We start from the raw sequence: 25206 nt of genomic DNA on the forward strand, positions 1-25206 counted from the left end.
AACAACTCGAGAATTTTGGAACACTGCGAGAAGCCATGGAGCATGTCTTGACTTTAGCGTCCTAGCTAACCTGGCGGTTGCTATAAAGCCAATCTGGTTGCGAACCTGTACCAGTTGCTGCTTATTTGCCCCGAAGAGTTCTTGTCCCAGAATTTTTACACTACCATCCTGCACCGATCGCAATCCTGCGATCAGAGTTAGTAGGGTGGTTTTCCCACTACCAGAAGGTCCTGTTAACAGAACAATTTCCCCTGTACTGATATCTAAATCAACATCAAACAAAACCGGCTTACGTAACTCGCCCCTACCAAAGGCGTGGTTCAGATGACGAACAGTAACAACAGGTGTTTGAGACATCATTAAAACCTAAAATAGATCGAATTAGAATAGATTGAAATCTAAAACACATCTGCCGGATCGGCAGAGTTCAGTTTTCGCATCGAAATAGCTGCTGAAATCATACACATCGTAACTGTTGCGATAAATACTTGTAATGTCACCCCAAGCCGCATCCCAAGAGGAATTTTAGTCAAAAATGCCAGCAAATCATACATTCCTAGTGAGATACCATAGCCTGGCAAAAACCCCAACAGAGCTAGGATGATAGCTTCTTGAAATACTACACTTAGCAGTTTTCGATCTGAATACCCCATGGCTTTGAGGGTCGCATATTCAGGGAGATGATCGTTGACATCGGAATATAACACTTGATTGACAATTACTATACCGACCACTGCACCCATGATGGCACCAAAGTTAAAAATTACTCCGGCTGGTCTTTTTGTCCAGAAAACAATCTCAGTTTGAATAAACTCTTTAGGAGTGAGCACCTTAACATCCTTAGGAAGGCGATTTTGAAGGGTCTGGCGAACGGTTTCGATATCAGCATTAGGTTCCAGAGTTAGTGCTCCTAGATCGACGTTATCAAGACTATCTTTACCGTATAAACGCAAATAGTTCCAATCGCTGGTAATCATATGACCGTCAGTAAAAATACTACTCCCCAAAGTAAATAATCCTCCGACTTTAATGCGACGTCCTGAAATCTCAGTGGTAACCGTTTCTCCCCGTTCAAGGGTCTTGGCTACAGGACCAAGCTTTGGCTGAGATTTACGATCTAGCAAAACAACATTAGGCAGTTTAATCTGGTCGAGTTGTTCGTTGACTTCGGGTAAATCCAGAATAGGTCGGGCGGGATCGAAGGCTAGAACAATAACACTAGTGATTTTCCGATCCCAGGGATTGACCCAACCAGCTTCTGAAACATAGAGTGGGTCAGCAGAGATAACCCCTTCAACTGCATTAGCCTGATATAAATGTCTCCGAGAAAAAGGTCGTCCGTAATACAATGCCTCCGTTCGCTGGCTAATTAACACCAGATCGGCTTGCAGATGCTTGTGGGTAAAGGTAGATCCCTCAAAAAACATTTCCTTGAAACCTAGCATCGTGAAGATTAAAATGTCGGCAAAGGCAACACCTGTTAAGGCTACGAGCAATCGCACTTTTTGATGACTCAACTGTGCCCATCCTAAAGGAGGCTCTTGGCAAAACCGCTTGAACAAAGCCTGTAAAGAAAAGAGTTTCATGACTTATACTCTACGTTCTAAATCAATCGTGATGCGGACTTGCAGATTGGTTAGACCAGCGACTCGATTATTATCTTTCGGGTCAATCCGGATTTTAACTTCGACCACCCGAGCATCTTTATCAGCGGCGGGGTCGGCACTTAGAACATCTTGCTTCTTAATTTGCATCCCAATGTGGTCAACGGTACCGTGAATTTTTCTATCAAAGCCGCCATGTTCGCTGATAATACTTGCCCGTTGTCCTGGCTTTACAAGACCGACATCAGTTTCATAGACCTCTGCGATCGCATACATCTGGTGAATCCGTCCCAATTCCACAATACCTTGACTGGTATTGACTTGCTCGCCCACACGGGTGTTAATTTTCAGAATCCGACCAGCAACAGGGACACGTACATAAAGGTCTTCTAGTTCAGCTTTTATTCGCTTCACTTGAGTATTAGCTTGTTGGAGTTCGGCTTGAGCAACTTTCAGATCTACCGGACGCACCTCTTTGAGTTTCTCTAACATAGCCCTTTCTTGAGCAATCTGTTCTTGCAAAGTAGAAACAGTATTTTGCAGGTGAGCTTGTGTCTGATTGAGCTTGGCTTGAGCCCTTTCAAATGCTTCTTGTGCGTTATCCCGCTTTTGCGCAGTTTCTGCTCCTTGTTGATGTAAAGTTTGATAGCGCTGATAGTTAATTTCAGCATTTCTTAACTCTGCTTTAGCATCAAATATTTCTGCTTCTCGTTCAAGTTTTTGTGTACGTAGTTGAGCTTCTAAGCGGGCAATATTGGCTTTTTGTGCAGTAATCTCAGCATTTTTCGCTTCTCCAGCTTGGATTTGTATCAGTTTCGCCTGATAAACAACCACATTTTGTTTTGCTTCTGCTAACTCTGCCTTTTTTTTATCCAAACCTTGCAAAATAGCAATCACTTGTTCTGCTTTCACGCGATCGCCTTCTTTAACCAGTAATTTATTCACGCGACTATCCTGAGCATTAGACACTGAAAGCTTAATAACTTCACCCTCCGGTTCTAATCGCCCCAAAGCAGTGACTTTTTTTGCTTCAGTAACGCTTGCAATCTGTTTTGGTGCAGAGTGTTGTGATTTAGCTTGGGAAAGTACTAAATAGATCCCACTACCAAAACCGATGGCAGCAAAAATAATGATGCCAACGACCCAAGGAACAAACTTTCGCCTAAGCTTTGATTTTTTAGTAGCTGGAGTAGGATCTGAAGATGGTGGCTTGGTTGACTTTTTGTATCTAATCACATTCATCATTAATTATAGATAGTATAGTGATATTAGAGTTCTTTATCTTCCCCCAACGTTCACAATTGTAAGGATAAAGGTTGAGCAACTTGTGAGGAAGGTTAAATCATTTACAAGTAGTGTGGAGTAATTAGTAGTTAAACTTCTGATTTGCTACCTTTCTTCACAGGAGAGGCAAAGTAATAGGGGTAACACTAGAATTATTTTCTGTTTACCAGGGTAAAACCTAGGTCTACATGAATTACTCTATACCTACTGAATTTAGCTGTTTACACTCTACTTTCAAGTGAGATGAATACTGAAAGCTTGATTAAGATTCAGTATTGACCTGGTTCCAACTAAAACAATTAATGTAAACAAGGTAAGGAAGTATGGATGTGGATGCTCTGTGGCAACAATATACTGCTGGAGAAAGGGATTTCAGCAGAGCAGAACTAAGTAAAGTCAACTTGACGGGAGCAAAGCTAAGCGGTATAAATCTAATCCGTGCTAATCTCTCCCAAGCTATACTTCGGGGAGCTAACTTAAGTGGCGCATTCCTCATTGTCGCCAAAATGAATGGAGTAGATTTACAGGGAGCTACTCTGATTATTGCCAACCTTAGCGGTGCAGATCTTAAAGATGCTAATCTCAGCATTGCTAACCTCAGTGAAGCTGTTCTTACAGGTACTTTGCTACAAAAAGCTAATTTATCAGGAGCTTGCCTCCAGGGAGCTATTTTAGCAGGGGCAAATCTGAACGAAGCCGACTTACAAGGTGCGGATTTGCGCGGAGCTAATCTTTATGGTGCTGACTTGCGCAAAGCTAACCTCAGCAGTGCTAATTTAAACCGTGCGAATCTACGGGGAGCTAAGCTCGAAAAAACTATTATGCCCGTTGATATCCTCCATGCTTAAATTTCAAATTTTGTTGGGAGATAAAAGCAATGATGAGTGTAGATGAAGTACTGGAGCAATATGGGTTAGGGAAGCGAAATTTTCCTAAAATCAAACTGAATGGAGTATGTCTATATCGTGCCGACTTGCGGGAAATTAACTTCAAAGGTGGAAGTTTAATTGGTACCAACTTCAGTGGTGCAGACTTAGCAGGAGCAGATTTGAGTGGCGCGAACTTGATTGGTGCTAACCTCAGCGCAGCGAACTTGATTGGTGTCAACTTCAGTGGCGCTGATTTGATTGGAGCAAACTTAGGCGGAGCTAAGTTGGGTAACGCAAACTTGACCAAAATCACTTTAACTGGAGGTAACTTGAGTGGAGCAAATCTGAATGGGGCTAACTTGAATGAGGCATCTTTGCAGCGAACTAATTTTAGTGGTGCAGTCTTAACTGCTACTCTGAAAGAGGCATCTTTGCAGGGAGCAAACTTGAGTAGCGCTAGTTTAGTAGAGGCAAACTTGAGTGGTGCTGATTTAAATGGTGCTAACTTGGCGGGAGCTAACTTATCCAAAACTAATTTTTACGAAGCAATTCTAGCTGGAGCAAATTTGAATGGAACCAGTTTAAATGGAGCAGATTTGAGATTTGCCAACCTCAGAGAAGCTAACTTGAATCCAGAGAGTATTAAGGAAGCAAGATTACACAGAACTGTTCTACCTGACGGTAGTATTTGGCAGCATGTAGAAATGCCAAAGCATTGATTTAGTATCTAAATGACCAGATAATTCGAGCTAGCTTAATAAAATAGTGACAATTAATGCTAGCTATTTTGCATGCATTTGCTGAATAAAGAAAAATACCACCACTATTTAACTTTAGTTGCTGACAGAATTAATTACATAACACTTTTTCGAGTTAAAAATATTAATCTTCGTCCCATGTTTCATTTGCTAAAAGATCGATAATTTTATCTCTGGGTAGATAATCATTTCTTTCTAATTCGCATTCAAAGCAGATCCATTCCCTTGGTGGGATAAACTTGCATAACATGCAGATTGGTTGATTGCGGTTAACTCTTCCTTTTTGAACTAATTCTCTTGCTTCGTCTTTTATCGCATCAATATCATATATATTAGTTACATCTGTTTGAAACATGACCTACCTCCTTGCGATAAATGAAGCTTGACCTGCAAATATTTTGAACGATAGATATCTATTACAAGTTATTGCACATATCCCTTTTTACTTTATGCTAAAAAATAAATATGAAGAAATTGTGAGAACAGGTTAAGTATTCAATTATTTTCCCTCAAAAAGGGACAAGCGTACCCATCCCACAACAAAACCTTGCAATTCTTGTTAGTGGTACTAAAGACAAAAATGAGACTTTGGAATCTGCACGCGGGAGAAGTGTTACGCACCCCGAGGGAGAAAATAATCGTTACTAATTCAAATCATGTCTATTTTCTATTCATAGAAACCCGGTAAGATAGCTCTAACCATAAATTCAAAAGCTTCTTGATTATCTTCTCTGATAGCCGAACTCAGGAGTATTCTATAACCGGTATAATGACCTGCCAAAAACTCATTTGTAAATCCTAAAGTATCTATCCAAGTTATTAAATCTAACTCGACCGACTCCAAGAAACCATCACTGTCTTTCTTGCAAAGGTAATTATTTTCATCGGTTGCATATTCGAGTGTGCCGTGAAAAGTAACATGTCCAGGATTTATTTTGCATTTTGCAACTATACTTAAGTTCGGCTTTTGTTCTTTTCCTAACTCAAATTCTAAGATAGCGTTTTTAGAACCTAATAAACAGACTCCTTTAGTTATAGTCATAATTTTTTATCCTCGCTATTAGGATAATTTTAATTTTTAACTTTTTCATTGCTAAGTAGATGTTGCTCTTGTACCAATGGGATTAATTAGGTTGTACATGGGGATACCAGAGTATATTTACTTCTAAAACTGACACTATCGGATTATTAAAATATTATCCCAAACAACTACTTCTCATTACTGTTATTACAGAAACAAGATTAACTTCAAAAGCTATCTTGTTGTACATACCCAGCGAACAACCCGACATTTTTGCCCATGTTGATTACATGTTTCTATTGCATAACGTTCTGCAGTAGATCTATCAGCACCCCAACCAGAACCATATGCTCCACTCGGGGCTTTTGCTAGTGCTCCACAAGCATTACGAAACCATATTAGGACTTTACAATCTCCGTAACCAGAACCATTTTCACATTCTCTCATTGCTCGTACTCCAGCTGCTGAGCGATTGGAGTAGTCATACGAAAAACCATGACTACCAGAAGCTTCCGAGTAAGCAATTGCTCCGTAGTAATTTTGCGCCTGTGCAGGTGCAATGACTAAAAGACTTACGGGACTACTAATAGTAGCTGCAAGCGCAAGCTGAAATAGACTAACTTTACAGAACATCAATTGATTTTCTCCTAAATATCCTTTGATATAGGGATCTAATTTTGTGCTTAATTTCCCCAATGCTAATATACTCAGTATCATAACTACCGTAGATCTGAAAATATACGGAAAATTTCTTTATTTATATACCTATTCAGAATAAAAGCTAAATATATTATGAGATACTTAAAACATTATTTGTAGCTACTAAAAAATCATTTAATATAATTTTTTTACAGAAAATATAATCAATATTTCAACTATAAACTTTCCATTTAGGTGGGAAAATATTAGCTCTGTTTGTTATTGTTCTAGCTGAAATCTATACCAAAATTATTTAAACATAATAATTGTTCACTGATTATCTTCCTAATTTAATCTTAAAGCTGGAAGAAGAATTGTGAAAAATCTATGATTTATAAAATAATTTAAATGCGTGAATAATTAAAATGCAAAATCTATTGAGTAAATTTTGTTAGCTAAATTTTCAGTTTTGATATGATAATTTTTGTTTAAAAATATTGACAATAACCTTATCTGCTTTTGTGAAACATGTATAATATAATTTAAACAAATAATTAGTAATATTGCTAAAATCTAGTAATAGCGGCGGAGCGAATAATTAAACAGATTCTATTCTGTATTTGATGTTGATAATAATAATCAAATTTATTTGACAAAAAATTTTAAATAAATAAATTCAAGCTATGAGTAATAAGCATCATCTTAGCTTTACTTATTTGTCTCAGGAAGATCTGCTTGATGCAGGCTGTTTTGATATTCGCATGGTTATGGATATTGCAGAAAAAGCCATGCTCGAATTTGAGAGACATCATGTAATTTTTCCCGAGAAAATCGTGCAGATTTTCAATCAGGCAACCCAAGAGCGGATTAACTGTCTGCCTGCAACCCTTTTAGATGAAAAGGTGTGTGGAGTGAAATGGGTTTCGGTATTTCCAATGAATCCCATTGAGCACGATCAGCAAAATTTATCTGCTATTTTTATCCTGTCGGAAATTGAGACTGGTTTCCCCATTTGCGTCATGGAAGGTACTCTCGCATCGAATATGCGGGTAGCAGCCATAGGTGGTCTTGCTGCCAAATACTTAGCCCGCCAGGACTCTGAAGTCATTGGTTTTATTGGTGCAGGGGAACAGGCAAAGATGCATCTAATAGCCATGAAAGCAGTCTGTCCTAGCCTTAAGCAATGTCGGGTGGCAGCACATGTTGTAAAACATGAAGAGCAGTTCATTGCCGAACTGTCACGCCTGTATCCAGAAATGGAGTTTGTATCAACTAACACTAATCTCCAAAAGGCAATAGAAGATGCCGATATTTTGGTGACCGCCACCAGCGCCCAAGCTCCCCTACTCAAGGCTACGTGGGTGAAGCCAGGTACTTTCTATAGCCACATCGGCGGCTGGGAGGATGAATTTGAGGTAGCATTACAAGCAGATAAAATAGTCTGCGACGATTGGGAAACAGTCACTCACCGCACCCAAACTTTAAGCAGAATGTATCAAGAAGGGCTGATTAATGCTAACAATATCCATGCTGATTTACACGAATTAGTTTCTGGGAAAAAGGCAGGTCGTGAATCCCAAACAGAACGGATCTATTTTAATGCCGTTGGTTTAGCATATATTGATATAGCGATCGCCATGGCTATGTTCAATCGAGCTAGGGAAAAGCAAAAAGGTACACAATTAGACCTACAACAGAGTATGGTATTCGAGCATCTTGGTCTGAAATCGAAAGTTAAGCTCTGATGCTGAGGCAATATAAGGGGGAGCAAAACTACAATGTTTAAACGCCTGAGTAAATTAAACGGCAATACAGTCACAGTAAATATTGAAGGCGAGGACATTCAAGTGGCTGTAGGTGAGACAGTAGCAGCCGCAGTTTTAGTCCATAATTTGGGCTATACTCGCACCACTCCTATATCAGGGGCAACTCGGGCACCTCTATGTATGATGGGTGTGTGTTTTGAGTGCCTGATGGAAATTGACGGCTTACCCAACCGTCAAGCTTGTCAGGTACAGGTTGCAGAAGGTATGAAAATTCGTCGCCAGCAAGGAGTAGCTGGGGATGAATAAGTTAGATCGACAGTCATATCAACTTGTGGTGATTGGTGCTGGACCTGCAGGAATTTCTGCAGCAACCACCGCTGCGAATTTGGGGATAGATGTGGTAGTACTGGATGAGCAGCCATCCCCTGGTGGGCAAATTTACCGGGCGATCGCTAATACTCCAGCACACAGGTCGGCGTTGCTGGGTGCAGATTACCAGCGCGGTAAGAATTTGGTAGAAGTATTTGGTGCTAGTGGAGCTAAGTATTTACCTCATACAACTGTTTGGTCTTTGAATTCCCATCGTCAGATTGGTATTCTGCGTGATGGTCAGGCATCTATAATTGAAGCTGAGCGAGTGATAGTTGCCAGTGGGGCAATGGAGCGTCCAGTTCCTTTTCCCGGTTGGACACTACCAGGGGTAATGAATGTCGGAGCTGCCCAAATATTGCTAAAAACAGCTGGGGTTGTCCCCGCTAATGGGACAGTAATTGCCGGAACAGGTCCTTTACCGTTACTAGTTGCTTGGCAATATCTCCGGGCTGGGGTATCGGTGAAAGCAGTACTGGAACTTTCCCCCGGCAGCAACTTATGGCGTGCCGCTCCACGCTTACCAAGGGCGTTAGTAGCTGGTGATTACATTAGGCGTGGTTTGAAATACACCTTGGATTTACACAAAGGTGGAGTACCAATCTATTATGGAATTTCCAAGTTGCAGGCTCAGGGCAAAAACCATATTGAAACAGTAGAATATGGTTGGGATATTCTGGGATTCAGTAGGTCCGAGACCATTAATGCAGACAGTCTTTTAGTACATTTTGGCGTCATTCCCAGAACAAATCTCACCAAAGCCGCTGGTTGCAATCATATCTGGGATCGGGGTCAACAGTGTTGGCGACCTCAAGTAGATATCTGGGGCAACACCAATGTACCTGGGATTGGAATTGTCGGTGATAATGCCGGTATTGGTGGTGCTCGCAGTGCCGAACATAGCGGACGTTTAGCAGCCCTGGAAGCAGTTCGGAGTTTGGGTATCATCAGCACTCAACAACGCGATCGCCAATGTAAGGATGACCTTAACTGGATGCAGAAAGACCGGGAGGTGCGTCCCTTCTTAGAAGCCTTATACCGCCTACCGGATTCACTACTCGTCCCCCAGGATAACAATACTTTGGTATGCCGATGCGAAGAAATCTCGGCGGGGCAAATTCGCCAAGCAGTAAAGGAAGGACACACCGGCCCCAATCAAGTTAAATTTTATCTCCGTTGTGGTATGGGACCTTGCCAAGGACGGCAATGCGCTCTAGCAGTTGCCCATATTGTTGCTGCAGAAAACAAATATCCAGTCTCAAAGTATACTCCATTTCGGGTGCGCCCACCGATACGACCCCTGAGTATTGCTCAATTAGCTAATTTGGGGAGGGCAGAAGATTGAAGTTTGATATAGCCATAATTGGTGGTGGTTTAATGGGATCTTCCACGGCTCTCCATCTAGCCATGGCTGGGAAAAAGGTAATTATCATAGAAAAAAATAGCCCAGGTCGTCATGCCTCTGGGGTTAATGCTGGTGGTTTGCGTCGGCTTAATCGCCATCCAGTGGAGATTCCCCTAGCGGTAGTCGCTGCACAAATGTGGCAAGATATTCATTCCCTAGTTGGCAGTGACTGTGATGTTAAACTCAGTGGTCAGGTGCGGGTAGCAGAAAATGCAGCCGATTTACAAAAGTTAGAAAAACGGGCTGCCCTAGTTCGTTCCCTTGGCTTTGAGCACGAGCAGATCATCGATCGCGATCGCCTTTACCAACTGCTACCGGCTCTTGCACCTCATTGTGTTGGTGGACTTTATACTGCAGGCGATGGTTTTGCCCGTCCCTATCATGCATTGACTGCCTTTCGTCGCAAAGCTGAGTCTATGGGAGTGGAGTATCGGACTGGTTGCCGGGTGAATGGCTTAGAACAGTTAGGAGATTATTGGCGGATAGTAACAGAAAAAGCTAAATTTGATGCACTAATCCTAGTTAATTGTGCAGGTGCTTGGGCAGGAAAAATCTGTTCTTATTTAGATGAATCAGTGCCCCTAAAAGTAGGTGCACCAATGATGATGGTAACTGAGCGTTTACCCCATTTTCTCGAGCCGGTTGTAGGTGTTGAGTCCCGCAAGTTGTCTTTTAAACAGATGCAGAATGGCACGGTACTGATTGGTGGGGCTCATCTTGCTGAATATGACATAGTCAAGGAGACTACAGAGATTGACTTTGTAAAACTCAGTGAAAGTAGCCGCACTGTCCTAGATTTATTCCCCATAATGGCTAAGGTGCGCATCGTCAGAACTTGGGCTGGATTGGAGGCATTTATGCCCGATCGCATCCCAGTTATTGGTCCTAGTGCTAAAAAATCTAACGTTTATCACGCTTTCGGTTTTTCTGCTCATGGTTTCCAACTTTCACCTGTAGTTGGGCGAATTATGTCGGAGTTGATTTTGGATCGCAAGAGTTCTCTGCCAATTGAACCATTTTCTATTAAGCGGTTTCAGTCTGCAGATTAAGATATGGAACTAGTCTGAACAAATGTATAGAAGTATCAAAAGTGCTCAAACATCAACATTTATCTGTTCTATCTGTCTAGCGGCTTTCTCCCAAAGCTTTGCCGAAGCCTCATCTTGCCAATGAGTTCTCATATTTTCTGCTTTTTTGTGGCATATTCGCTCTAACATTTCTAAGATTGCGGATAATGTCAATTTATCAATTAATCCTTCTACAATCTCCATATATTCTTTGTGCATGATAGTTTAGATATCTAAGGTCATCTGACATATTCCGACAAAACATATAAAGATGCAACTGCCGGATTTTATAAAATCCATGCAGGTGGTTTTTGAGATTGCTTTTGCTAAAAATTAGAAGAGCGCTAATACTGCAACTGCGATAGAGCTTATAAGTTTTTCCTAAAACCTGCCTGAGAAGCTTGATTTTCCGTTTTTAGTTCTTAAAATATTTAAGTTTTTTAGGAAAAGTAATATTAGTGGCGTAGGTTGTTGTTTTTATTTACAGTTCCAAGAAATTTATGGCTGGTTTTTTATTGTGTTTTTGTTTGTTACTGACCTACATGTCTGACTATACAGTAGAATTGTCTTCCAATTCCCACCAACTTCAGACAAATAGGTTCTATGCTGCGATGGATAAATTTGACTGGAAGCGCAAGCAAATGGTGAAATATCAACTTCGCAATCGCGGCATAAAGGATAAACGAGTCTTGGCAGCGATGTCCAAAGTGCCCCGCCATGAATTCGTTGATTCATCTCTGAGGGATTTAGCCTACAGTGATAGTCCTTTACCTATCGGTCACAATCAGACGATTTCTCAACCTTATATTGTTGCTTATATGACTGAAGCTGGAGAAATTTCTCCCAGTGATAAGGTGTTAGAAATTGGGACTGGTTGTGGATATCAAGCAGCGGTACTAGGTGAGATGGCTAAAGAAGTCTATTCCATGGAGATTATTCCGCAGCTAGCGATTAAAGCGCGTCGAACCCTGACTAGGCTAAGTTACCAGAATATCCAAGTTAAAACTGGTGACGGATACCAAGGTTGGGCAGAAAATGCTCCTTACGATGCAATTATTGTTACTGCAGCCCCAGAAAGTATACCCAAACCCTTAATCGAACAACTAGCAATTAATGGAAAGATGGTGATTCCAGTAGGTAAGCGGGATCAAGAAATATTTGTCTTGACCAAAACCCACAATGGTATGCTTAGTGAAAAAACCATTCCGGTCCGTTTTGTACCGATGAGAACAAAATCCCTTCAATAGTGGTGAGGATAAGAAGATAGAGAAAGATGTCATAGGACGGCAGAGTGTCAAATCAGGAAGCACCGACACCTTGTGGACGATAGTTTTCAAACTTCTCGTTTTGGAACCAATCCTTCCTACTCCATTCTTGAGCAAGTGTATGCAATCAGGTAAAGATTAGTTGCAATACCAATTCTTCATTCGCTTGTAGTGATAAATTAAATACTATAGCTTAAATAGCTTTTTTGGCAGATATTACAGCCAATATTGTTTCCTGTTATTTAGTTTCAGAGGTCAAAACGCTGTTTCATCGTCTGTCTTATCAACTGACAACAACACCCAAACAAGCAAACTTATATTTCCTCATATTGGTAAATTGAGGGCAATTGCACTGACTTTTAATTTGACTTATCCGTCACTTTTATCACTCATTGTAATCCCAGGTCTTAATATGAAAAAGAGGAGATTCCTAAGTCTGCAGCTTCCTGGGTGTTGTTTTAACATGTATTTCCTCTTCGCAGAGTTAAATTTTCAAAAAACTATATTTAATTTTCTATATTTAAAGTACTGCTGCACTAACTCAATAACATGCAAAATAATATTTGCACCTAATTCTTGCTGTTTATATTTCAAGCATTGAACTCCCCACCATCGCTCAAGGAGCTAACCTTTGAATATCCCAACCAGATTCGCCATCTGAGCGAGAATATAAAAATCGATCGTGTAATCGATTAGGTCTCCCTTGCCAAAATTCAAAACTATGAGGCAAAACTCGATAACCACCCCATACTGAAGGTAAAGGGATTTCTTGCCTTTGAAACTTATGCTTCATCTCATCAAATTTCAGTTCTAGTATTTTACGGGAAGAAATCGCCGTACTTTGTTGCGAACACCATGCTCCGATTTGACTACCTCGGGGACGAGTGGCAAAATATTTTAGAGATTCAGCAGTAGGAATTTTGGCAGCATTCCCGGATATTTGGACCTGACGTTCTAAGGCGATCCAAAAAAATAACAGTGATACTTGGGGATTGGCTTCAATCTGACGGGCTTTTTTGCTTTCGTAACTAGTAAAAAAAACAAATCCCTGACGATCAAAATATTTCAAAAGCACTATGCGTTGTGAAGGTTCAGCAGTAGCAGAGGCTGTTGCTAAACACATGGTATTTGGTTCTGGTATATTGGCATTACAAGCTTGTTGAAACCATAGTTCAAATTGTTCAAAAGGATCTCTAGCGAGGTGTTCGCGTCTCAGACCTGCTAGCGTATATTCTTTTCTGAAATCGCTGATATCCATATTGGAGATTGCCAATTTGAGTAACCATCGCGAATTTAGGCGTTTCAAATCTCAAAAAGGAAATTAATATGCCGTATTTTTCTAATCATAATCTTTCTCTATTTTATCGCGAACGGGGAATAGGGGATCTGTTATTAATACTTTTTGGTAATACAGCATCATCCTCATGTCAATATGATTGTTGAAAGATTCATCCTCCAGGATACCTTTATATGTTGCAACGAATTTTTACACTTCCATCAAATGCCAAAAAAAATACCCTAGTAAAACGTCCTCCCCGCAAGGGTGTAATTATTGGTGCTGGTCAAGTTGGATTAGCCTGTTCCTATTCCCTACTAATTCAAAATACTTTAGACGAATTAGTACTGGTTGATATCAACCAAGAAAAACTGGAAGGGGAAGTTATGGATTTATTGCATGGTTCGCCCTTCATAGAACCAACTGTAATCAAAGCAGGTTCATTGGCAGACGGTATTGGAGATAATGCAGACGTTGTAATTATTACTGCTGGTTCAAAAAGACTTCCTGGCGAAAATCGTCTCAACCTCATGCAGCGTAATACAGAATTATTCAAAAAATTAATTCCAGAGGTGGTACGACATTGTCCTGATGCAATTCTACTAATTGTTACCAATCCAGTAGATATAATGACTTATATTTCATTAAAGTTATCTAATTTACCTAGTACTTCAGTCATTGGTTCGGGAACAATCCTAGATACTGCTCGTTTTCGCTACCTGTTAGCAGAAAAACTACAAATAGACCCCCGCAGTTTACATGCATACATTATTGGCGAACATGGTGATAGTGAAGTTCCTGTATGGAGTAAAGTTAATATTTCTGGGATGCATTTGTGTGAGGGAGGTTTAGAAGAGTGTACAACTGCAGAACAAGAGTTTTTACATCAAATCTTTAAACAGGTCAAAAATGCAGGTCATGAAATCATCAAACGTAAAGGTGCGACGTCCTATGCAATTGGTTTGGGAGTAAATGATATTGTCAAAGCTATTTTGCGCGACCAAAATCGCGTATTAACTGTGAGTAGTTTAGTGGAAGATTTTTACGGCATTAAAGATGTTTGTTTGAGTCTCCCAACAATTATTAACCGTTATGGTATTGGTCGAAAGGTGAATTTTACTCTCATAGAAACAGAGTTACAACAACTGAAACATTCCAGTGAAGTTTTGCATTACGCCATTTCACAACTAAAACTTTGATATTGTAATCATTATCATAAGGAATTTTAGACTTTTGTTGAGTATAAATCTACACTTTTAAATACTTCGATCTTATTTTTGCAACACAACCTTAAATAAAAATACCCAAGATTTGCATCTTGGGGAGATAATTTATTGATATAACACACACGTAGGCACGTTGCTCTGAGTGCCAAAGTCATTAGGAGTACTCGTTAACTCACACGAATATTACTTAAAGGCCTTAATGTGAGTTTAACAACCTTCTACCAAGGTACTACTAACATTTAGTTGCGACTGTGATATTGATCTGTTTGTATTGCGACCAAAATATCTAAACTCAATTACTACAGTCACACAATCCTTGACACACTTGTGCTCATATAGTCAGTTGGTTTTTACTTATGCATATCATTCAAAAATGACTTAAAACAACGAGCATCTTGGAATAACTCAACTAGTTCTGTTGTTGAATTTACAATCAGTTTACTCAAAATAGGTATTTGGTTATTTTCCCGACGCTGTCTTAATCCACCAGTAATTTCTAGGTTTTTCTAAATTTTAGGTTTTTCTAAATTTATTGTAATTTCAGTGAAATCATCTATTGGCAACGATTGTGCTAACATTAATTTTTTAAGTTCCGATAATTGATGTGTGGCCGTATTTCGAATTAGCAGAATGTGGGGCTTTTACTTCTACTGCGCTTCAGCCCCAAATTCTGCTGCTATAAATCTCGCTCCAAACCCAAAATATCCTAAACAATCAATACAACTCTTAAATATTTTAGTTAGCTAGGAATTAACATAATATTGTACGCCTGCATCTAAAATCTTATCTCTAAATTTATGTCTACAAAATTTTACGTTATTGAACGCTTTGTTCACCCATTATCAGGAGCGATTGCCTTAAAGATTTCTCCACATTCTTCTAGAGAAGAGGCACAAAAAGTTCTCGAACTTTCATCAGCTAACAATAAAGCTGTTTCTAGTTTTGGCAAGAAAAATGATGTGTGAAGAAGAATTAACAAAAAACGCTTCGCTTATCCCTGCAAACAGGAAACTTTTTCATGATGTATCTAAGTTCTGAGCATTAACAGCAATCCTTCCACCATTATCAGCAGAAACTTTAACACCCGCACCATTACTCAAACTGATATGACTTCTTTCTACTCCCGAGGAAAAATCTAAACTGTATCCCCACCCACATTTAGCCCAACGGTTCCCCTATTTACTAACCCACCTAATTCTACTCGTTCCCCTGAAGCGACTAATCCACCATCATCCATTGACAATTATTTGATATTTTCTTCACCTACAAGCCAGTCATTTACTGGTCATAGCATCAAATATCTATCAACTTTTTTTGGTGCAAGTTTGTAAATAACAGTATGTTTCTATACTCTATTTTAAAACGTGTTATTTTTGGGTATCTGTGCTGTAAATTCTTGTAATACAGGGATTTGAGGGTTTTCTATATCCTGACAAGCAAGGTGTTTATTGGTAAAGAAAGATCGATGCTTATGAGGTCTGGAAACCGCTTTTTACAACATGTGTGGTTTAATATCAGGTTAATATGTATGTAAAGTATTCATTAATATACAGTTTTGCATCACATTTGACATCTACCTAACGAAGTGGATGTTTTAATTTGTGTCTTGCAAACATAAATATCAAAACACTAGAAGAGACTATAACTTATGCCAGCCCAAAATTTTGATTCACAAAATTTAGTAGGTAACGACTTCAGCTTTCAAGACCTGAATGATTCTAGTTTTTTTAAGACAAGGTTAGAGAATGTTTTATTTACAAATACTCTTTTGCAAAGAACTAACTTTGGCGAAGCTATCTTAATTAATGCAAGTGCATCTGGTGCAGATCTAACTGATGCTCGACTAAACCTGGCTACATTTCAAGGTGGTATTTTTGACGGGGCTAATTTCACCCGTGCGGATCTTTCTTCTATTTCCACTTCATCTGCTCCTGGTAATGTATTCAGTGCTCAAAATGCTAATTTTACCGATGCGATTCTCACTTCATCTAACCTCAGTGGGGAACAATCTGAACGTCCCAATCTAGCTGGAGCCAATTTCACTCGTGCTAATCTTTCACAGGCTAATTTGAAAGCTGCCAACTTAACTGACGCTATTTTTAAAGACGCTAATCTACAAACAGCAAATCTTGAAGGTACGGTAATGGTAGATGTTGACGCTACCGGTGCCGATTTCCGGAATAGTAACTTCACAGATGTTATTCTGAGTGGCACTACTTTTGACCTAGCGAATCTGAGCGGAGTGACAGTCACTGATACAACTCCATTAGACCCTCTCAATTTGAGTAATACTAGCTTTCGTGGTGCTAACTTGACGGGCTTCATTGCAGAAGACCTTAATCTATCCGGAGCTGACTTCTCAGCATTTGTTGACTCTACTACCGGTATTACAACTGAAACTAATTTGACAAATGCAAATTTTGCTGATTCTAATCTTACCGGGGCTAACCTAACTGGAATCACTGCAATTAATGCTTTTCTAGAGCAGATAGATCTGACAAATGCCACTTTGGTAGAGGCTAATTTGAGTGGAGCTAACTTGAACAGTGCGGACCTAAGTGGAATCAATTTAACTGGAGCTGACCTCAGTGGTGCTATTCTCACAGGAGTCGATCTCAGTGGAGCCGATCTCAGTGGAGCTAATCTGGATGGAGCAAACCTCAACGGGGCAATTCTGACTGGGGCTGAATTTGATAATGCTAGCCTTGTAGGGACTAACCTCAAAGAAGCCACTGGGGATAACCTTACGAACTTTGCAGGTGCAAATCTGAGCGGAGCTAACCTGGAAGTAGCAAGTTTTATTGGTACTAACTTTACAAACACCGATTTCTTCGATCCAAATCTTTCTGATGCGAACCTGAATGGAGCTAATTTGACTAATGCGATCCTGAATAATGCCGATCTGACCGAAGTAACGTTTGTCGATGGGATAGCCGTTAATGCTAGTTTTGTTAATACTTTTCTAGTTGATTCTAACTTGACCAAGGCTAATTTTATTGGTGCTGACTTGACTGGAGCAGACTTAACAGGTGCTATTACCGTAGATACTATTTTTGCTTAACAAGTGTTGAGCAGGCGTCGGATAGATGACTTTTCGATGCTTGCTCAATTAAATATAGTAGTCATATTTGATTTATTCTCATGAATTATTTAGGGTTGGGATAGAAACAAATAAAACTTTTCACCTAAATTCAGATTATTTTTAGAAATTTTATGTATAAATTTCGTAACGTTGGTGAGTGCGTAATGCTTTTAATGCAAGTATCTACGAAAAATCAATGTTTCAATAATTAAATTTCTTGATTAGCATTCTCTATTCAGCAACACTAATTTCTTTCTATGTTTTTCTATATTAAATAGTAAGTTAGACGTTATTTTTTTGAATTGTATTATTAATAACTTTAGAGATATTAATTGTTGAATTAATCATATCAACCCAGGGTTGAAAAAACTTTAGCTTTTAGGGTTTCTGAAAAGATTATATCTCTACTCTCAAACTGAAAAATAATAAGATAGAAATCCAGTAGATTTAGTGTGAAATACTACTACTTGATGATTGTTTGGGAAGCTAAGTATATTAACAGATTACAGATTACACGCTAAACGTAACCCAATATTGATAAAGTTGACCTCTGGGTCGTAAAAGTTCCGGTAGGCACAACGGCAGTGCTCAGAGTAGTTGAGCCACGAACCACCGCGTAATAACCGACGGCGATTCTTCTTATTTTTATAATCGCTCCACGCGCCTCCATCTGTTGGCGCTCCATAATAATTTTCGTGCCATCTATCTTCACACCATTCCCACACATTTCCATGCATATCATACAAACCAAAAGAATTGGCAACACCAAAACTCCCTACATTCGTTGTTCCTTTGTGATAAGCTTTTTCGGGTTCCCGATCAGAAGATAAACCTGACAATTTAAATTTTTGCCTATCTGTACTTCGATAATTTGCAGTACTGGTTATCATGGTCATGCCGAAGTGAAACGGAGTAGTGGTTCCGGCACGACAAGCATATTCCCATTCGGCTTCGCTGGGTAGACGGTAATTTTTATTCGTGTATAGCGAAAGACGTTGACAAAATTCCACAGCATCAAACCAAGAAATACCCTCAACTGGTCGGTTTTTACCTTTAAATCTAGATGGGTCAGATTTGAGTTCCCGGCTTACTTCAGGAAGAGATGTAATTGCTCGCCATTGTGTTTGGGTTACAGGATATTTACCCATAAAGAAAGCTGGAACTGTGACTCGGTGTTGTGGACGTTCACTATTTCTACTACCTCTCTCTATTTCTGATGCACCCATCATAAAAGCACCATCAGGGATATGTAACATCTCAACTTCTACACCATTGATATTTTCTATAAAATTCTGGTTTGGTTGTTGCTGGGAATTAATTGTTGTTGTTTCATTCCCTCTATATTTATTTTTTTCTTTATTCTCGTAATTAAATAATTTTTTCCTTATATTTTGTAATTCTGGATTATGGAGATTACCTTGATATGCGCCTTCAATTAAAGGCTTCAACTTTCCACTAGAATCAGCCCATTTAATTAACCTAAAAACAACTCCTTTCAGATTTCCTTTTCCTCCAATCACATTTAAATTCTCGTTTAATTCCTCATAAACCATGATCTCTAAATATTCTACACTTGGATAAGCGTGCATAATCGCTTCTCGTATTTGTTTAAGTTCATTTCCGTTTAAATTTATACTCATATCCTACTAACTTATTTTCCTTCAAAAAAATTAATTAAAGTAATAATTAAAGTATAAATAATCAACAATAGTGAACTATAAACTGGACGGTAAAAATTTAATGAAGAAAACAGTTATCCCAAAGCAAAAACCCAAATGACAAATGCACCAGTAGAACCCAAAGCAGTTTTATTCACGTATTGAATTAGTTATCTGTCTTGATATATCCCAGTTATGCCATCATGACTGATAGAAATTTTCATCGAGTTTTCTTCAGGATGTTGCAAAAAATTAATTCCCATCGCTTTTGCTCGAAGAGAATTAATATTCCAACTAGCAAGTTTAATATCTAGAGCATCAATAGTATTTTTATTAACCTGTAACAAGACACAGTCAAGTTAATGAGTAGGAATATGATGTAAAGTTAGTTGCTAAAGATCTAATTTAAATTTATATTTTTCTGTTAATACAGAAATTTTTCCTAATGACAAATATAGAGTAATAAATTGATTTTAACTAATCGCTATCGTGGGGAGGTTTAATGAAATATCTAAATTTAAACACCACAAATTGAAATACTACCTTCCACTTGTCAAGAGATGAGACAATAGATTGATATATTTATCATGTCATATCAAAAAATAGATTCAATCATCGATCAGGTTCTCCAAGCAGCCGAAACTTTGTTGCACGAAGTTGGTGAAGCCTTCACCATGGAGGAATTAGCCAGTAAAACCAACATTTCCCGTGCAACAATTTATCGACGTGTAGGTAATAAAGAAATGCTCTTAAAACGCTTAGCTCAAACCCGAGGTATAGCTTTTGAGGAACTGACAGATGTGCGAACGCGCATTTTGCAAGCAGCACGAGAAGTCTTTGGTAAGCATGGTCTTTCTAGTAGCACCATGGAACAAATTGCTAATGGAGCTGGGGTTGGAGTTGCAACTGTCTACCGTCACTTTGGGGATAAAGATAACCTTGTATGGACTTTTATCGATGAAATGTCTCCACGGGCGATCGCTCACAACCTATTACTTGAAACTAGCGACGATATTACCTCTGACTTGAAAAATTTTGCGATCGCAGTTATTCCCTCATTTTATGAAAACCGAGATATTATGCGTCTCATTCTTGCTAACAATGAGTCCGAAAAAGCCTACATAGAGTACTTACGCAAGGGTTCAGATAGAGTATTCGACCGCTTAGCAAATTATTTTAAAACCCAGGTTAAGACTGGTAAGTTGCGAAGCTTAGCAAAACCACAAGAACTCAGCCTGATATTTCTGGGTATGATTTTTTCTTTTACCGTCATTGCTCCAGTTAATTACGGTATGAATCTTAAAGATCCAGAGCGGATTGGTAATTTGATTGTGCAGATATTTCTTGACGGACTCAAAACATAAGCCATGAAAACCACTTTTATTATCCTAATCAGCGCTGTTATTGGGTTAATGATTCTTGCTTTGTCCCAGGGTTTGGATACCTTTAACTCAGGTTTGCGTATATCTTGGCTGCGACTGATACGCTTTTTACCTGTCATGGTTGTTGCAATGTTAATCGCCGGCTTTACCGATGTCTTGTTACCAAAAGCACTTGTAGAGCGTTGGCTTTCGGATGGTTCGGGTTGGCGTGGTATTGGTTTAGGCTATTTAGCAGGTGTATTAACTCCTGGTGCAGGCTTAATTGGATTACCTTTAGTAGGAACATTATATAAAGCAGGTGTAGGTCCTAGCGTACTAGTAACCTACATGACTTCAATGACCACAATGTCACTTATGAGAATTCCCTTAGAACTTGGTTTTTGTGGTTGGCAACTAACAAGTTTACGATTAACTGTATCCTTTGTATTACCAATATTTGCAGGATTTTTGGCACATTTTGTGTCACCTTGGTTTATCAAAGTTTGAATTTAGTAACGAGGGAATATCGTTCTAGACAAACTAAACTATAAATTTTGACCAGGTTTTCTTGTTGTTATTTTGAACCTCTTGCTGAAAACTGTGAATATTACAGACAAATACGCGATATTTTGGCGAACTTATTAATTTAAGGTCGAATGACGGCTATTTTTTTTATTTATCGGAATAATAGTTCTAATAAAATCTTCTTCTGCATGCTCAATCGTTAACTCCCATCGGGATTTTTGGAGGATAATATTAAGCGTTTTCATCCTACTTCAGGAAAAAAATTAGAGGAAGATGGAGAAAGGAGAAGGAAGGAAGAACTTGATGTATTGGCGAACAGAGTAACTAAAATTACTATGTAATTACAGTATTTTCAACACCTCCAATAATCTCTGCGAGATATTGACATCATTAAACTAAAAACATCAAATGAGATAAATTATCAATAGATGCCTCGATCTATTTCTTCAAGTAGAAGATACACAAAAAACCATCCTAGAAATATGGGAAACAACACTACTAAAGTGCGAGGGTCCGACAATAAAACATCCATTTAGCTTATTTATATTCGATTTAAGACATCTTTATTTTCAGGTTTAGTTTGCTATTATTTGATTCAAATCAGACATCACTTATAAAATTATTAAATCATAATTACTAAGCCATATATTGAGAATTTTTTTAATTTGTATCATATTCTAATATGATACATATCATCAATAGTCATCAAAAGTATCATGATAGAAATTTTACCAGAGAAATATGTTTCCTTTGCAAGTGCAGCCGCATTGACTACGATGCTCACCTTGATCGGACATAATTTCACTTCTGGGGCAAAAGTAAGTAACATAACAGATATAGGTGTAGCCAATGCTCAGACCATAGCAAATATGAAAGATATGACTAAAGGAGAGCAAGCAAATGCGAACTTCAAAGATAAACTTACTGGTAAGGAACTTCTTAATGCTTTGAAAAAAGGGGGTTATGTTATTTATATTCGCCACACCCAAACAGAAAAAGATTATGCCGATCAAGTAAAAGCTGTTATGGGTAATTGTTCAACTCAACGCGTACTTAGCGAAGTGGGCTGGAAACAAGCCAAAAGCATTGGAGAAGCATTCCGTAAGTATGATATTCCTGTTAATAAAGTAATATCAAGTCAATATTGTCGTGCTTGGCAAACAGCAGATTTGGCTTTTGGTAGATACGAGAAAAATGGCGATCTTAACTTCCCCAAAGCTGAAGACTATACTCCCGAACAAGTCGCTCAAATGAAAGCTCGCTTAGCCCCAATGTTAACTGCTGTACCCCAGCAAGGTAAAAATACTGCGATTGTCGGTCATGATGATTTATTTGAAGCAGCAACAGGAATTTATCCAGATCCACAGGGTATGGCTTACATTATTAAGCCCGATGGTAAAGGTAGTTTTGAACTGATTGCTAATATGCTTCCAAAAGAGTGGAAAAATTTAGATGAGAATTAAGTTTCTCAGTTTTATTTAGACCATTGTCACAGGTATTTATAGCAGTAACTATATATCAGATCAATTATAATCCTTCCTGTGTTTTCTCCGCTACCTCCGCTCCTCTACTTCTTTCACTCCCTCTACTCCCATTCAATCGTACATTTTATGATAAGTAATTAAGGGTTAATTAACAGAACATAGGGTTGCATCTAATTTCTAGAGTTTTGGGTATACCTCACTTATCTTGTAATCTACCGTGAAATATTAAATAGAACATCTCATAAACTGAATAAAATTAGATAAAATTTAGCTAAGTAAAACTATTTTTACAATATAAATATATACCACAACAAAATAACAATAAGTATGAAGTGAATACTTTACTTAATTATTTTATGACTTACGCAACCAGCAGATTTTTCTTGTAGGGTGCGTGACACTTAGAGTTAACTCGAACCTATTAATAAGGTTTGACTTTTAGTGTCACACACCACTGGTGTATTGTGACAATTACGTAAGTCCTGACTTAAAACAAAATGGATCAAAAAATTATAGAGATTCTAGAAACCTTACTTCTTGAATGCTGGTCGTCTGAGACAAGCAGTCTGTGGTCTCCAGAAAATCCAGCACGGGGACAATGTGATCCGCGTAGCACCACGTAGCGTTAGCGAAGTGACGTTACTGCAGTAGTTATCAATGATTTTTTCGGCGGGGAAATTCTCAAAACTTTCATTGATAATCAACCTCACTTCTATAATCAGATAGATGGGGTTAATTATGATTTCACTGCTAGTCAGTTTCAAGTTCCACCTAAATATCTAGACTTACTTGCAGAGCGAGAAGAAATTTTTCGCAGCAGTTTAAAAGTAAGACAGCAATATCAAATTTTGTATCATCGCTTAGAAAAACACTTACTTGCAAAAGCGATCTTATTTAAGGTTCAATAAAAATACTTGGATGTAAAAAGTAAAAAACTGTTTTAGATTCCCCGCGAGCAAACTATATGACACACTATATCGACTTTAAATTAAAAAATAAATTAAAATGTATTTTTAATATCTTTCTTTCATTTGTTTTGATGCTCAGCTTTTGCTTGATAAATACCCAAACGAGCTTAGCAGAAGAAGGTAAAGTTAACTATACCCTTACGGATCTAAAATACCGGGACTTTTCCCATCAGGATTTAGAAGGAACCTCTTTTGCTGGTGCGGAAATGTTGGGAGCAAATTTTCAAGATGCGAACCTCAGTGGAACAATTCTGACCAAAGGTTCTTTTTTGCGAGCAAATCTTAAAGATGCTAACTTATCAGGAGCATTTTCCGATCGCGTCAACTACAATGAAGCCGATCTAAGCAACGCTATTTTTACAGATGCAATGCTCAGTGGAAGTAAATTTCGGGATGCAATAATTACTGGTGCTGACTTTTCCTATGCGATTATTGACCGTTATGAAGTCAAGTTAATGTGCAAATACGCTGATGGAGTTAATCCAGTTACTGGTATATCAACCCGTGAAAGTCTGGAGTGTAAGTAAAGTAGCTGAATCATATAAAATTATCAAACTCCACCAAACTTGGAAAATTGAAGGGGCTGTATAATCAATTTATATCAAAAACATTGCCCTTTTCTGCAAACCTCAAAAATTTATAAATCATAGATTTGAGGATTCATGAATATGCGAGCCTAATTAAATAGTCCGATAAATCTATGTTTTATATCATGTCCGGTAAAACACTTGTAATAAGGCTCGTAGTAGCGCTTTAGCGCAATAGACAAATATTGGCGCTAAAGCGCTACTACAAACATATTTTTTMATAACTAATTAAGCGGTAATCATATTATTTAACGAATTCACTAAAGTGATTTTTTTAAAGTTTTTGATATTTGCAAACAATGATGAAAAGCAGCAATAAACATTCCTCCGGCAAAAATTTTGCAGGACTCCTCAATGATAATAAGAGAGTGATAAGCCATATCAACTGTAGAGCTATTTACAAAAAATAATCTAAAAAAATCTCTTGAGTCTGTTAAAAAATCAAACAATATCATCATAAATATCAAGCCAAAAGCAATACCAAATAAAGTAAAAGCTGACTTAAATTTTTTTAACTCAGATTTTGCCCAATATAGAATTCCAACACCAAATAAGGCATAGATAAGAACTATTAAACTATCAATTCTGTCAGTTATTTCTGTTTGTTGAATTTGAAACCAATCATGAATCAAATAGTCTAGACTTTCATGAAGCTCAAATATCTCATCTAAACCTAGAAATAAAAAACCCAAACTTAAAATAGCCCATAAATTATAACTAGCCTTCAAGTTCATTGATGTCGCAGTAGATTTCCTAGACTCGAAAGTTTTCCAGGATAAATAAGCTACAATTAGAATTTGAAGAAAAGACACCCAACTTACATAGCCTTGTTCTGCAAAATATCTTCTGGGATTAAGGTTCAATAACATCGCTCGTAGTAGAGCACTTCCTATTACCAGAATTTCCACAAAAACTATTGTCGAAATTACTTTTCGATTTGAAAATTTTATTTGCATTGAGAAATATTAAGAACTGTTTAAGGCATAAGGATA

Annotated in this window: 25 protein-coding genes and 1 pseudogene; 15 read left to right on the forward strand and 11 right to left on the reverse strand. The window is 38.3% G+C overall.

What is annotated here, in order from left to right; all coding sequences use genetic code 11:
- From BC008_RS45000 to BC008_RS45010, 3 genes are all read right to left on the reverse strand, one after another.
- Positions 1-357, reverse strand: a 357-nt coding sequence (locus BC008_RS45000; RefSeq protein ID WP_201026247.1) for an ATP-binding cassette domain-containing protein, incomplete at its 3' end; no start/stop codon positions are given.
- A 41-nt stretch (positions 358-398) separates the two neighbouring features.
- Positions 399-1586: an ABC transporter permease DevC gene (devC, locus tag BC008_RS45005; protein WP_027845104.1), complete on the reverse strand. Its 1188-nt coding sequence runs from the start codon at positions 1584-1586 to the stop codon at positions 399-401.
- 3 nt (positions 1587-1589) lie between these two features.
- Positions 1590-2849 carry an HlyD family efflux transporter periplasmic adaptor subunit gene (locus tag BC008_RS45010; protein WP_235596033.1) on the reverse strand — a complete coding sequence of 420 codons (1260 nt, stop codon included), beginning with the start codon at positions 2847-2849 and terminating at the stop codon, positions 1590-1592.
- A 362-nt stretch (positions 2850-3211) separates the two neighbouring features.
- Here BC008_RS45010 and BC008_RS45015 point away from each other — a divergent pair, with 362 nt between their 5' ends.
- Together BC008_RS45015 and BC008_RS45020 are read left to right on the forward strand one after the other, a co-directional pair.
- The gene (locus tag BC008_RS45015) at positions 3212-3736 is read left to right on the forward strand and encodes a pentapeptide repeat-containing protein (protein WP_027845102.1); all 525 of its coding nucleotides are present in this window, start codon (positions 3212-3214) and stop codon (positions 3734-3736) included.
- A gap of 29 nt (positions 3737-3765) precedes the next feature.
- Positions 3766-4476 carry a pentapeptide repeat-containing protein gene (locus BC008_RS45020; RefSeq protein ID WP_235596034.1) on the forward strand — a complete coding sequence of 237 codons (711 nt, stop codon included), beginning with the start codon at positions 3766-3768 and terminating at the stop codon, positions 4474-4476.
- A gap of 163 nt (positions 4477-4639) precedes the next feature.
- On the opposite strand, the gene BC008_RS45025 is transcribed toward BC008_RS45020, so the two are convergent.
- The 3 genes from BC008_RS45025 to BC008_RS45035 all read right to left on the reverse strand — a co-directional run bounded on the left by BC008_RS45025 (position 4640) and on the right by BC008_RS45035 (position 6253).
- The gene (locus BC008_RS45025; protein WP_027845100.1) at positions 4640-4870 is read right to left on the reverse strand and encodes a DUF4327 family protein; all 231 of its coding nucleotides are present in this window, start codon (positions 4868-4870) and stop codon (positions 4640-4642) included.
- A gap of 312 nt (positions 4871-5182) precedes the next feature.
- A complete protein-coding gene (locus BC008_RS45030; protein ID WP_027845099.1) occupies positions 5183-5557 on the reverse strand; it encodes a hypothetical protein in 375 nt (124 codons plus the stop codon).
- Positions 5558-5770: 213 nt separating this feature from the next.
- Positions 5771-6253 (reverse strand): DUF4189 domain-containing protein, encoded by a 483-nt coding sequence (locus BC008_RS45035; protein WP_201026244.1) that lies wholly within the window; start codon positions 6251-6253, stop codon positions 5771-5773.
- Between the two features lie 605 nt (positions 6254-6858).
- Between BC008_RS45035 and BC008_RS45040 the strand changes: the two genes are divergently transcribed.
- From BC008_RS45040 to BC008_RS45055, 4 genes are read left to right on the forward strand one after another with little or no spacing between them, the layout of a single operon-like run.
- Complete coding sequence (locus BC008_RS45040) at positions 6859-7920, forward strand: ornithine cyclodeaminase family protein (protein WP_027845098.1); 1062 nt, start codon at positions 6859-6861, stop codon at positions 7918-7920.
- A 33-nt stretch (positions 7921-7953) separates the two neighbouring features.
- The gene (locus BC008_RS45045) at positions 7954-8247 is read left to right on the forward strand and encodes a (2Fe-2S)-binding protein (RefSeq protein ID WP_027845097.1); all 294 of its coding nucleotides are present in this window, start codon (positions 7954-7956) and stop codon (positions 8245-8247) included.
- Positions 8240-9655, forward strand: coding sequence for an NAD(P)/FAD-dependent oxidoreductase (locus BC008_RS45050; protein WP_027845096.1), 1416 nt, complete (start codon positions 8240-8242; stop codon positions 9653-9655). The genes BC008_RS45045 and BC008_RS45050 overlap by 8 nt, the downstream gene beginning before the upstream one ends.
- Positions 9652-10764 carry an NAD(P)/FAD-dependent oxidoreductase gene (locus BC008_RS45055; RefSeq protein WP_027845095.1) on the forward strand — a complete coding sequence of 371 codons (1113 nt, stop codon included), beginning with the start codon at positions 9652-9654 and terminating at the stop codon, positions 10762-10764. Before BC008_RS45050 ends, BC008_RS45055 begins: the two co-directional genes overlap by 4 nt.
- A gap of 45 nt (positions 10765-10809) precedes the next feature.
- On the opposite strand, the gene BC008_RS45060 is transcribed toward BC008_RS45055, so the two are convergent.
- A complete protein-coding gene (locus tag BC008_RS45060) occupies positions 10810-11001 on the reverse strand; it encodes a hypothetical protein (protein WP_027845094.1) in 192 nt (63 codons plus the stop codon).
- 323 nt (positions 11002-11324) lie between these two features.
- Here BC008_RS45060 and BC008_RS45065 point away from each other — a divergent pair, with 323 nt between their 5' ends.
- Entirely contained in the window at positions 11325-12029 is a 705-nt protein-coding gene (locus BC008_RS45065) for a protein-L-isoaspartate(D-aspartate) O-methyltransferase (protein WP_201026245.1), read from the forward strand.
- A 634-nt stretch (positions 12030-12663) separates the two neighbouring features.
- Here BC008_RS45065 and pdxH read toward each other — a convergent pair.
- The gene (gene pdxH / locus BC008_RS45070; protein WP_027842436.1) at positions 12664-13305 is read right to left on the reverse strand and encodes a pyridoxamine 5'-phosphate oxidase; all 642 of its coding nucleotides are present in this window, start codon (positions 13303-13305) and stop codon (positions 12664-12666) included.
- Positions 13306-13517: 212 nt separating this feature from the next.
- On the opposite strand from pdxH, the gene BC008_RS45075 reads away from it, so the two are divergent.
- From BC008_RS45075 to BC008_RS45080, 3 genes are all read left to right on the forward strand, one after another.
- A complete protein-coding gene (locus tag BC008_RS45075) occupies positions 13518-14522 on the forward strand; it encodes an L-lactate dehydrogenase (RefSeq protein WP_027842437.1) in 1005 nt (334 codons plus the stop codon).
- An 824-nt stretch (positions 14523-15346) separates the two neighbouring features.
- Positions 15347-15514, forward strand: a complete 168-nt coding sequence (locus BC008_RS50175; RefSeq protein ID WP_161938234.1) for a hypothetical protein — start codon at positions 15347-15349, stop codon at positions 15512-15514.
- Between the two features lie 683 nt (positions 15515-16197).
- Positions 16198-17610: a pentapeptide repeat-containing protein gene (locus BC008_RS45080; protein ID WP_058184877.1), complete on the forward strand. Its 1413-nt coding sequence runs from the start codon at positions 16198-16200 to the stop codon at positions 17608-17610.
- A 524-nt stretch (positions 17611-18134) separates the two neighbouring features.
- Here BC008_RS45080 and BC008_RS45085 read toward each other — a convergent pair.
- Positions 18135-19271: an SUMF1/EgtB/PvdO family nonheme iron enzyme gene (locus tag BC008_RS45085; RefSeq protein ID WP_235596035.1), complete on the reverse strand. Its 1137-nt coding sequence runs from the start codon at positions 19269-19271 to the stop codon at positions 18135-18137.
- Between the two features lie 188 nt (positions 19272-19459).
- Positions 19460-19636 (reverse strand): hypothetical protein, encoded by a 177-nt coding sequence (locus tag BC008_RS50180; protein WP_161938235.1) that lies wholly within the window; start codon positions 19634-19636, stop codon positions 19460-19462.
- 240 nt (positions 19637-19876) lie between these two features.
- Here BC008_RS50180 and BC008_RS45090 point away from each other — a divergent pair, with 240 nt between their 5' ends.
- The 5 genes and pseudogenes from BC008_RS45090 to BC008_RS45105 all read left to right on the forward strand — a co-directional run bounded on the left by BC008_RS45090 (position 19877) and on the right by BC008_RS45105 (position 24154).
- Positions 19877-20653 carry a TetR/AcrR family transcriptional regulator gene (locus tag BC008_RS45090; protein ID WP_027842439.1) on the forward strand — a complete coding sequence of 259 codons (777 nt, stop codon included), beginning with the start codon at positions 19877-19879 and terminating at the stop codon, positions 20651-20653.
- 3 nt (positions 20654-20656) lie between these two features.
- Positions 20657-21157 (forward strand): permease, encoded by a 501-nt coding sequence (locus BC008_RS45095; RefSeq protein ID WP_027842440.1) that lies wholly within the window; start codon positions 20657-20659, stop codon positions 21155-21157.
- Positions 21158-21891: 734 nt separating this feature from the next.
- Positions 21892-22638 carry a histidine phosphatase family protein gene (locus BC008_RS45100; RefSeq protein ID WP_201026246.1) on the forward strand — a complete coding sequence of 249 codons (747 nt, stop codon included), beginning with the start codon at positions 21892-21894 and terminating at the stop codon, positions 22636-22638.
- 518 nt (positions 22639-23156) lie between these two features.
- Positions 23157-23567 (forward strand): annotated as a pseudogene (locus BC008_RS52965) (YunG family protein).
- A 131-nt stretch (positions 23568-23698) separates the two neighbouring features.
- On the forward strand, positions 23699-24154 hold the full coding sequence (locus BC008_RS45105) for a pentapeptide repeat-containing protein (RefSeq protein WP_235596036.1): 456 nt from the start codon (positions 23699-23701) through the stop codon (positions 24152-24154).
- 320 nt (positions 24155-24474) lie between these two features.
- Here BC008_RS45105 and BC008_RS45110 read toward each other — a convergent pair whose 3' ends face one another.
- Entirely contained in the window at positions 24475-25122 is a 648-nt protein-coding gene (locus BC008_RS45110; protein WP_153009768.1) for a hypothetical protein, read from the reverse strand.
- Positions 25123-25206 lie beyond the last annotated feature (84 nt).

This window comes from Mastigocoleus testarum BC008, from assembly GCF_001456025.1.
GTDB classification, from domain to species: Bacteria; Cyanobacteriota; Cyanobacteriia; order Cyanobacteriales; family Nostocaceae; genus Mastigocoleus; species Mastigocoleus testarum.

What these genes read in the sequence shown, in the direction of transcription:
- devC (WP_027845104.1), bottom strand. Translation starts at nt 1,586, where the DNA reads ATGAAACTCTTTTCTTTACAGGCTTTGTTCAAGCGGTTTTGCCAAGAG.
- BC008_RS45010 (WP_235596033.1), bottom strand. Translation starts at nt 2,849, where the DNA reads ATGATGAATGTGATTAGATACAAAAAGTCAACCAAGCCACCATCTTCA.
- BC008_RS45015 (WP_027845102.1), top strand. Translation starts at nt 3,212, where the DNA reads ATGGATGTGGATGCTCTGTGGCAACAATATACTGCTGGAGAAAGGGAT.
- BC008_RS45020 (WP_235596034.1), top strand. Translation starts at nt 3,766, where the DNA reads ATGATGAGTGTAGATGAAGTACTGGAGCAATATGGGTTAGGGAAGCGA.
- BC008_RS45025 (WP_027845100.1), bottom strand. Translation starts at nt 4,870, where the DNA reads ATGTTTCAAACAGATGTAACTAATATATATGATATTGATGCGATAAAA.
- BC008_RS45030 (WP_027845099.1), bottom strand. Translation starts at nt 5,557, where the DNA reads ATGACTATAACTAAAGGAGTCTGTTTATTAGGTTCTAAAAACGCTATC.
- BC008_RS45035 (WP_201026244.1), bottom strand. Translation starts at nt 6,253, where the DNA reads ATGATACTGAGTATATTAGCATTGGGGAAATTAAGCACAAAATTAGAT.
- BC008_RS45040 (WP_027845098.1), top strand. Translation starts at nt 6,859, where the DNA reads ATGAGTAATAAGCATCATCTTAGCTTTACTTATTTGTCTCAGGAAGAT.
- BC008_RS45045 (WP_027845097.1), top strand. Translation starts at nt 7,954, where the DNA reads ATGTTTAAACGCCTGAGTAAATTAAACGGCAATACAGTCACAGTAAAT.
- BC008_RS45050 (WP_027845096.1), top strand. Translation starts at nt 8,240, where the DNA reads ATGAATAAGTTAGATCGACAGTCATATCAACTTGTGGTGATTGGTGCT.
- BC008_RS45060 (WP_027845094.1), bottom strand. Translation starts at nt 11,001, where the DNA reads ATGCACAAAGAATATATGGAGATTGTAGAAGGATTAATTGATAAATTG.
- BC008_RS45065 (WP_201026245.1), top strand. Translation starts at nt 11,325, where the DNA reads ATGTCTGACTATACAGTAGAATTGTCTTCCAATTCCCACCAACTTCAG.
- pdxH (WP_027842436.1), bottom strand. Translation starts at nt 13,305, where the DNA reads ATGGATATCAGCGATTTCAGAAAAGAATATACGCTAGCAGGTCTGAGA.
- BC008_RS45075 (WP_027842437.1), top strand. Translation starts at nt 13,518, where the DNA reads ATGTTGCAACGAATTTTTACACTTCCATCAAATGCCAAAAAAAATACC.
- BC008_RS50175 (WP_161938234.1), top strand. Translation starts at nt 15,347, where the DNA reads ATGTCTACAAAATTTTACGTTATTGAACGCTTTGTTCACCCATTATCA.
- BC008_RS45080 (WP_058184877.1), top strand. Translation starts at nt 16,198, where the DNA reads ATGCCAGCCCAAAATTTTGATTCACAAAATTTAGTAGGTAACGACTTC.
- BC008_RS45085 (WP_235596035.1), bottom strand. Translation starts at nt 19,271, where the DNA reads ATGAGTATAAATTTAAACGGAAATGAACTTAAACAAATACGAGAAGCG.
- BC008_RS45090 (WP_027842439.1), top strand. Translation starts at nt 19,877, where the DNA reads ATGTCATATCAAAAAATAGATTCAATCATCGATCAGGTTCTCCAAGCA.
- BC008_RS45095 (WP_027842440.1), top strand. Translation starts at nt 20,657, where the DNA reads ATGAAAACCACTTTTATTATCCTAATCAGCGCTGTTATTGGGTTAATG.
- BC008_RS45100 (WP_201026246.1), top strand. Translation starts at nt 21,892, where the DNA reads ATGATAGAAATTTTACCAGAGAAATATGTTTCCTTTGCAAGTGCAGCC.
- BC008_RS45105 (WP_235596036.1), top strand. Translation starts at nt 23,699, where the DNA reads ATGCTCAGCTTTTGCTTGATAAATACCCAAACGAGCTTAGCAGAAGAA.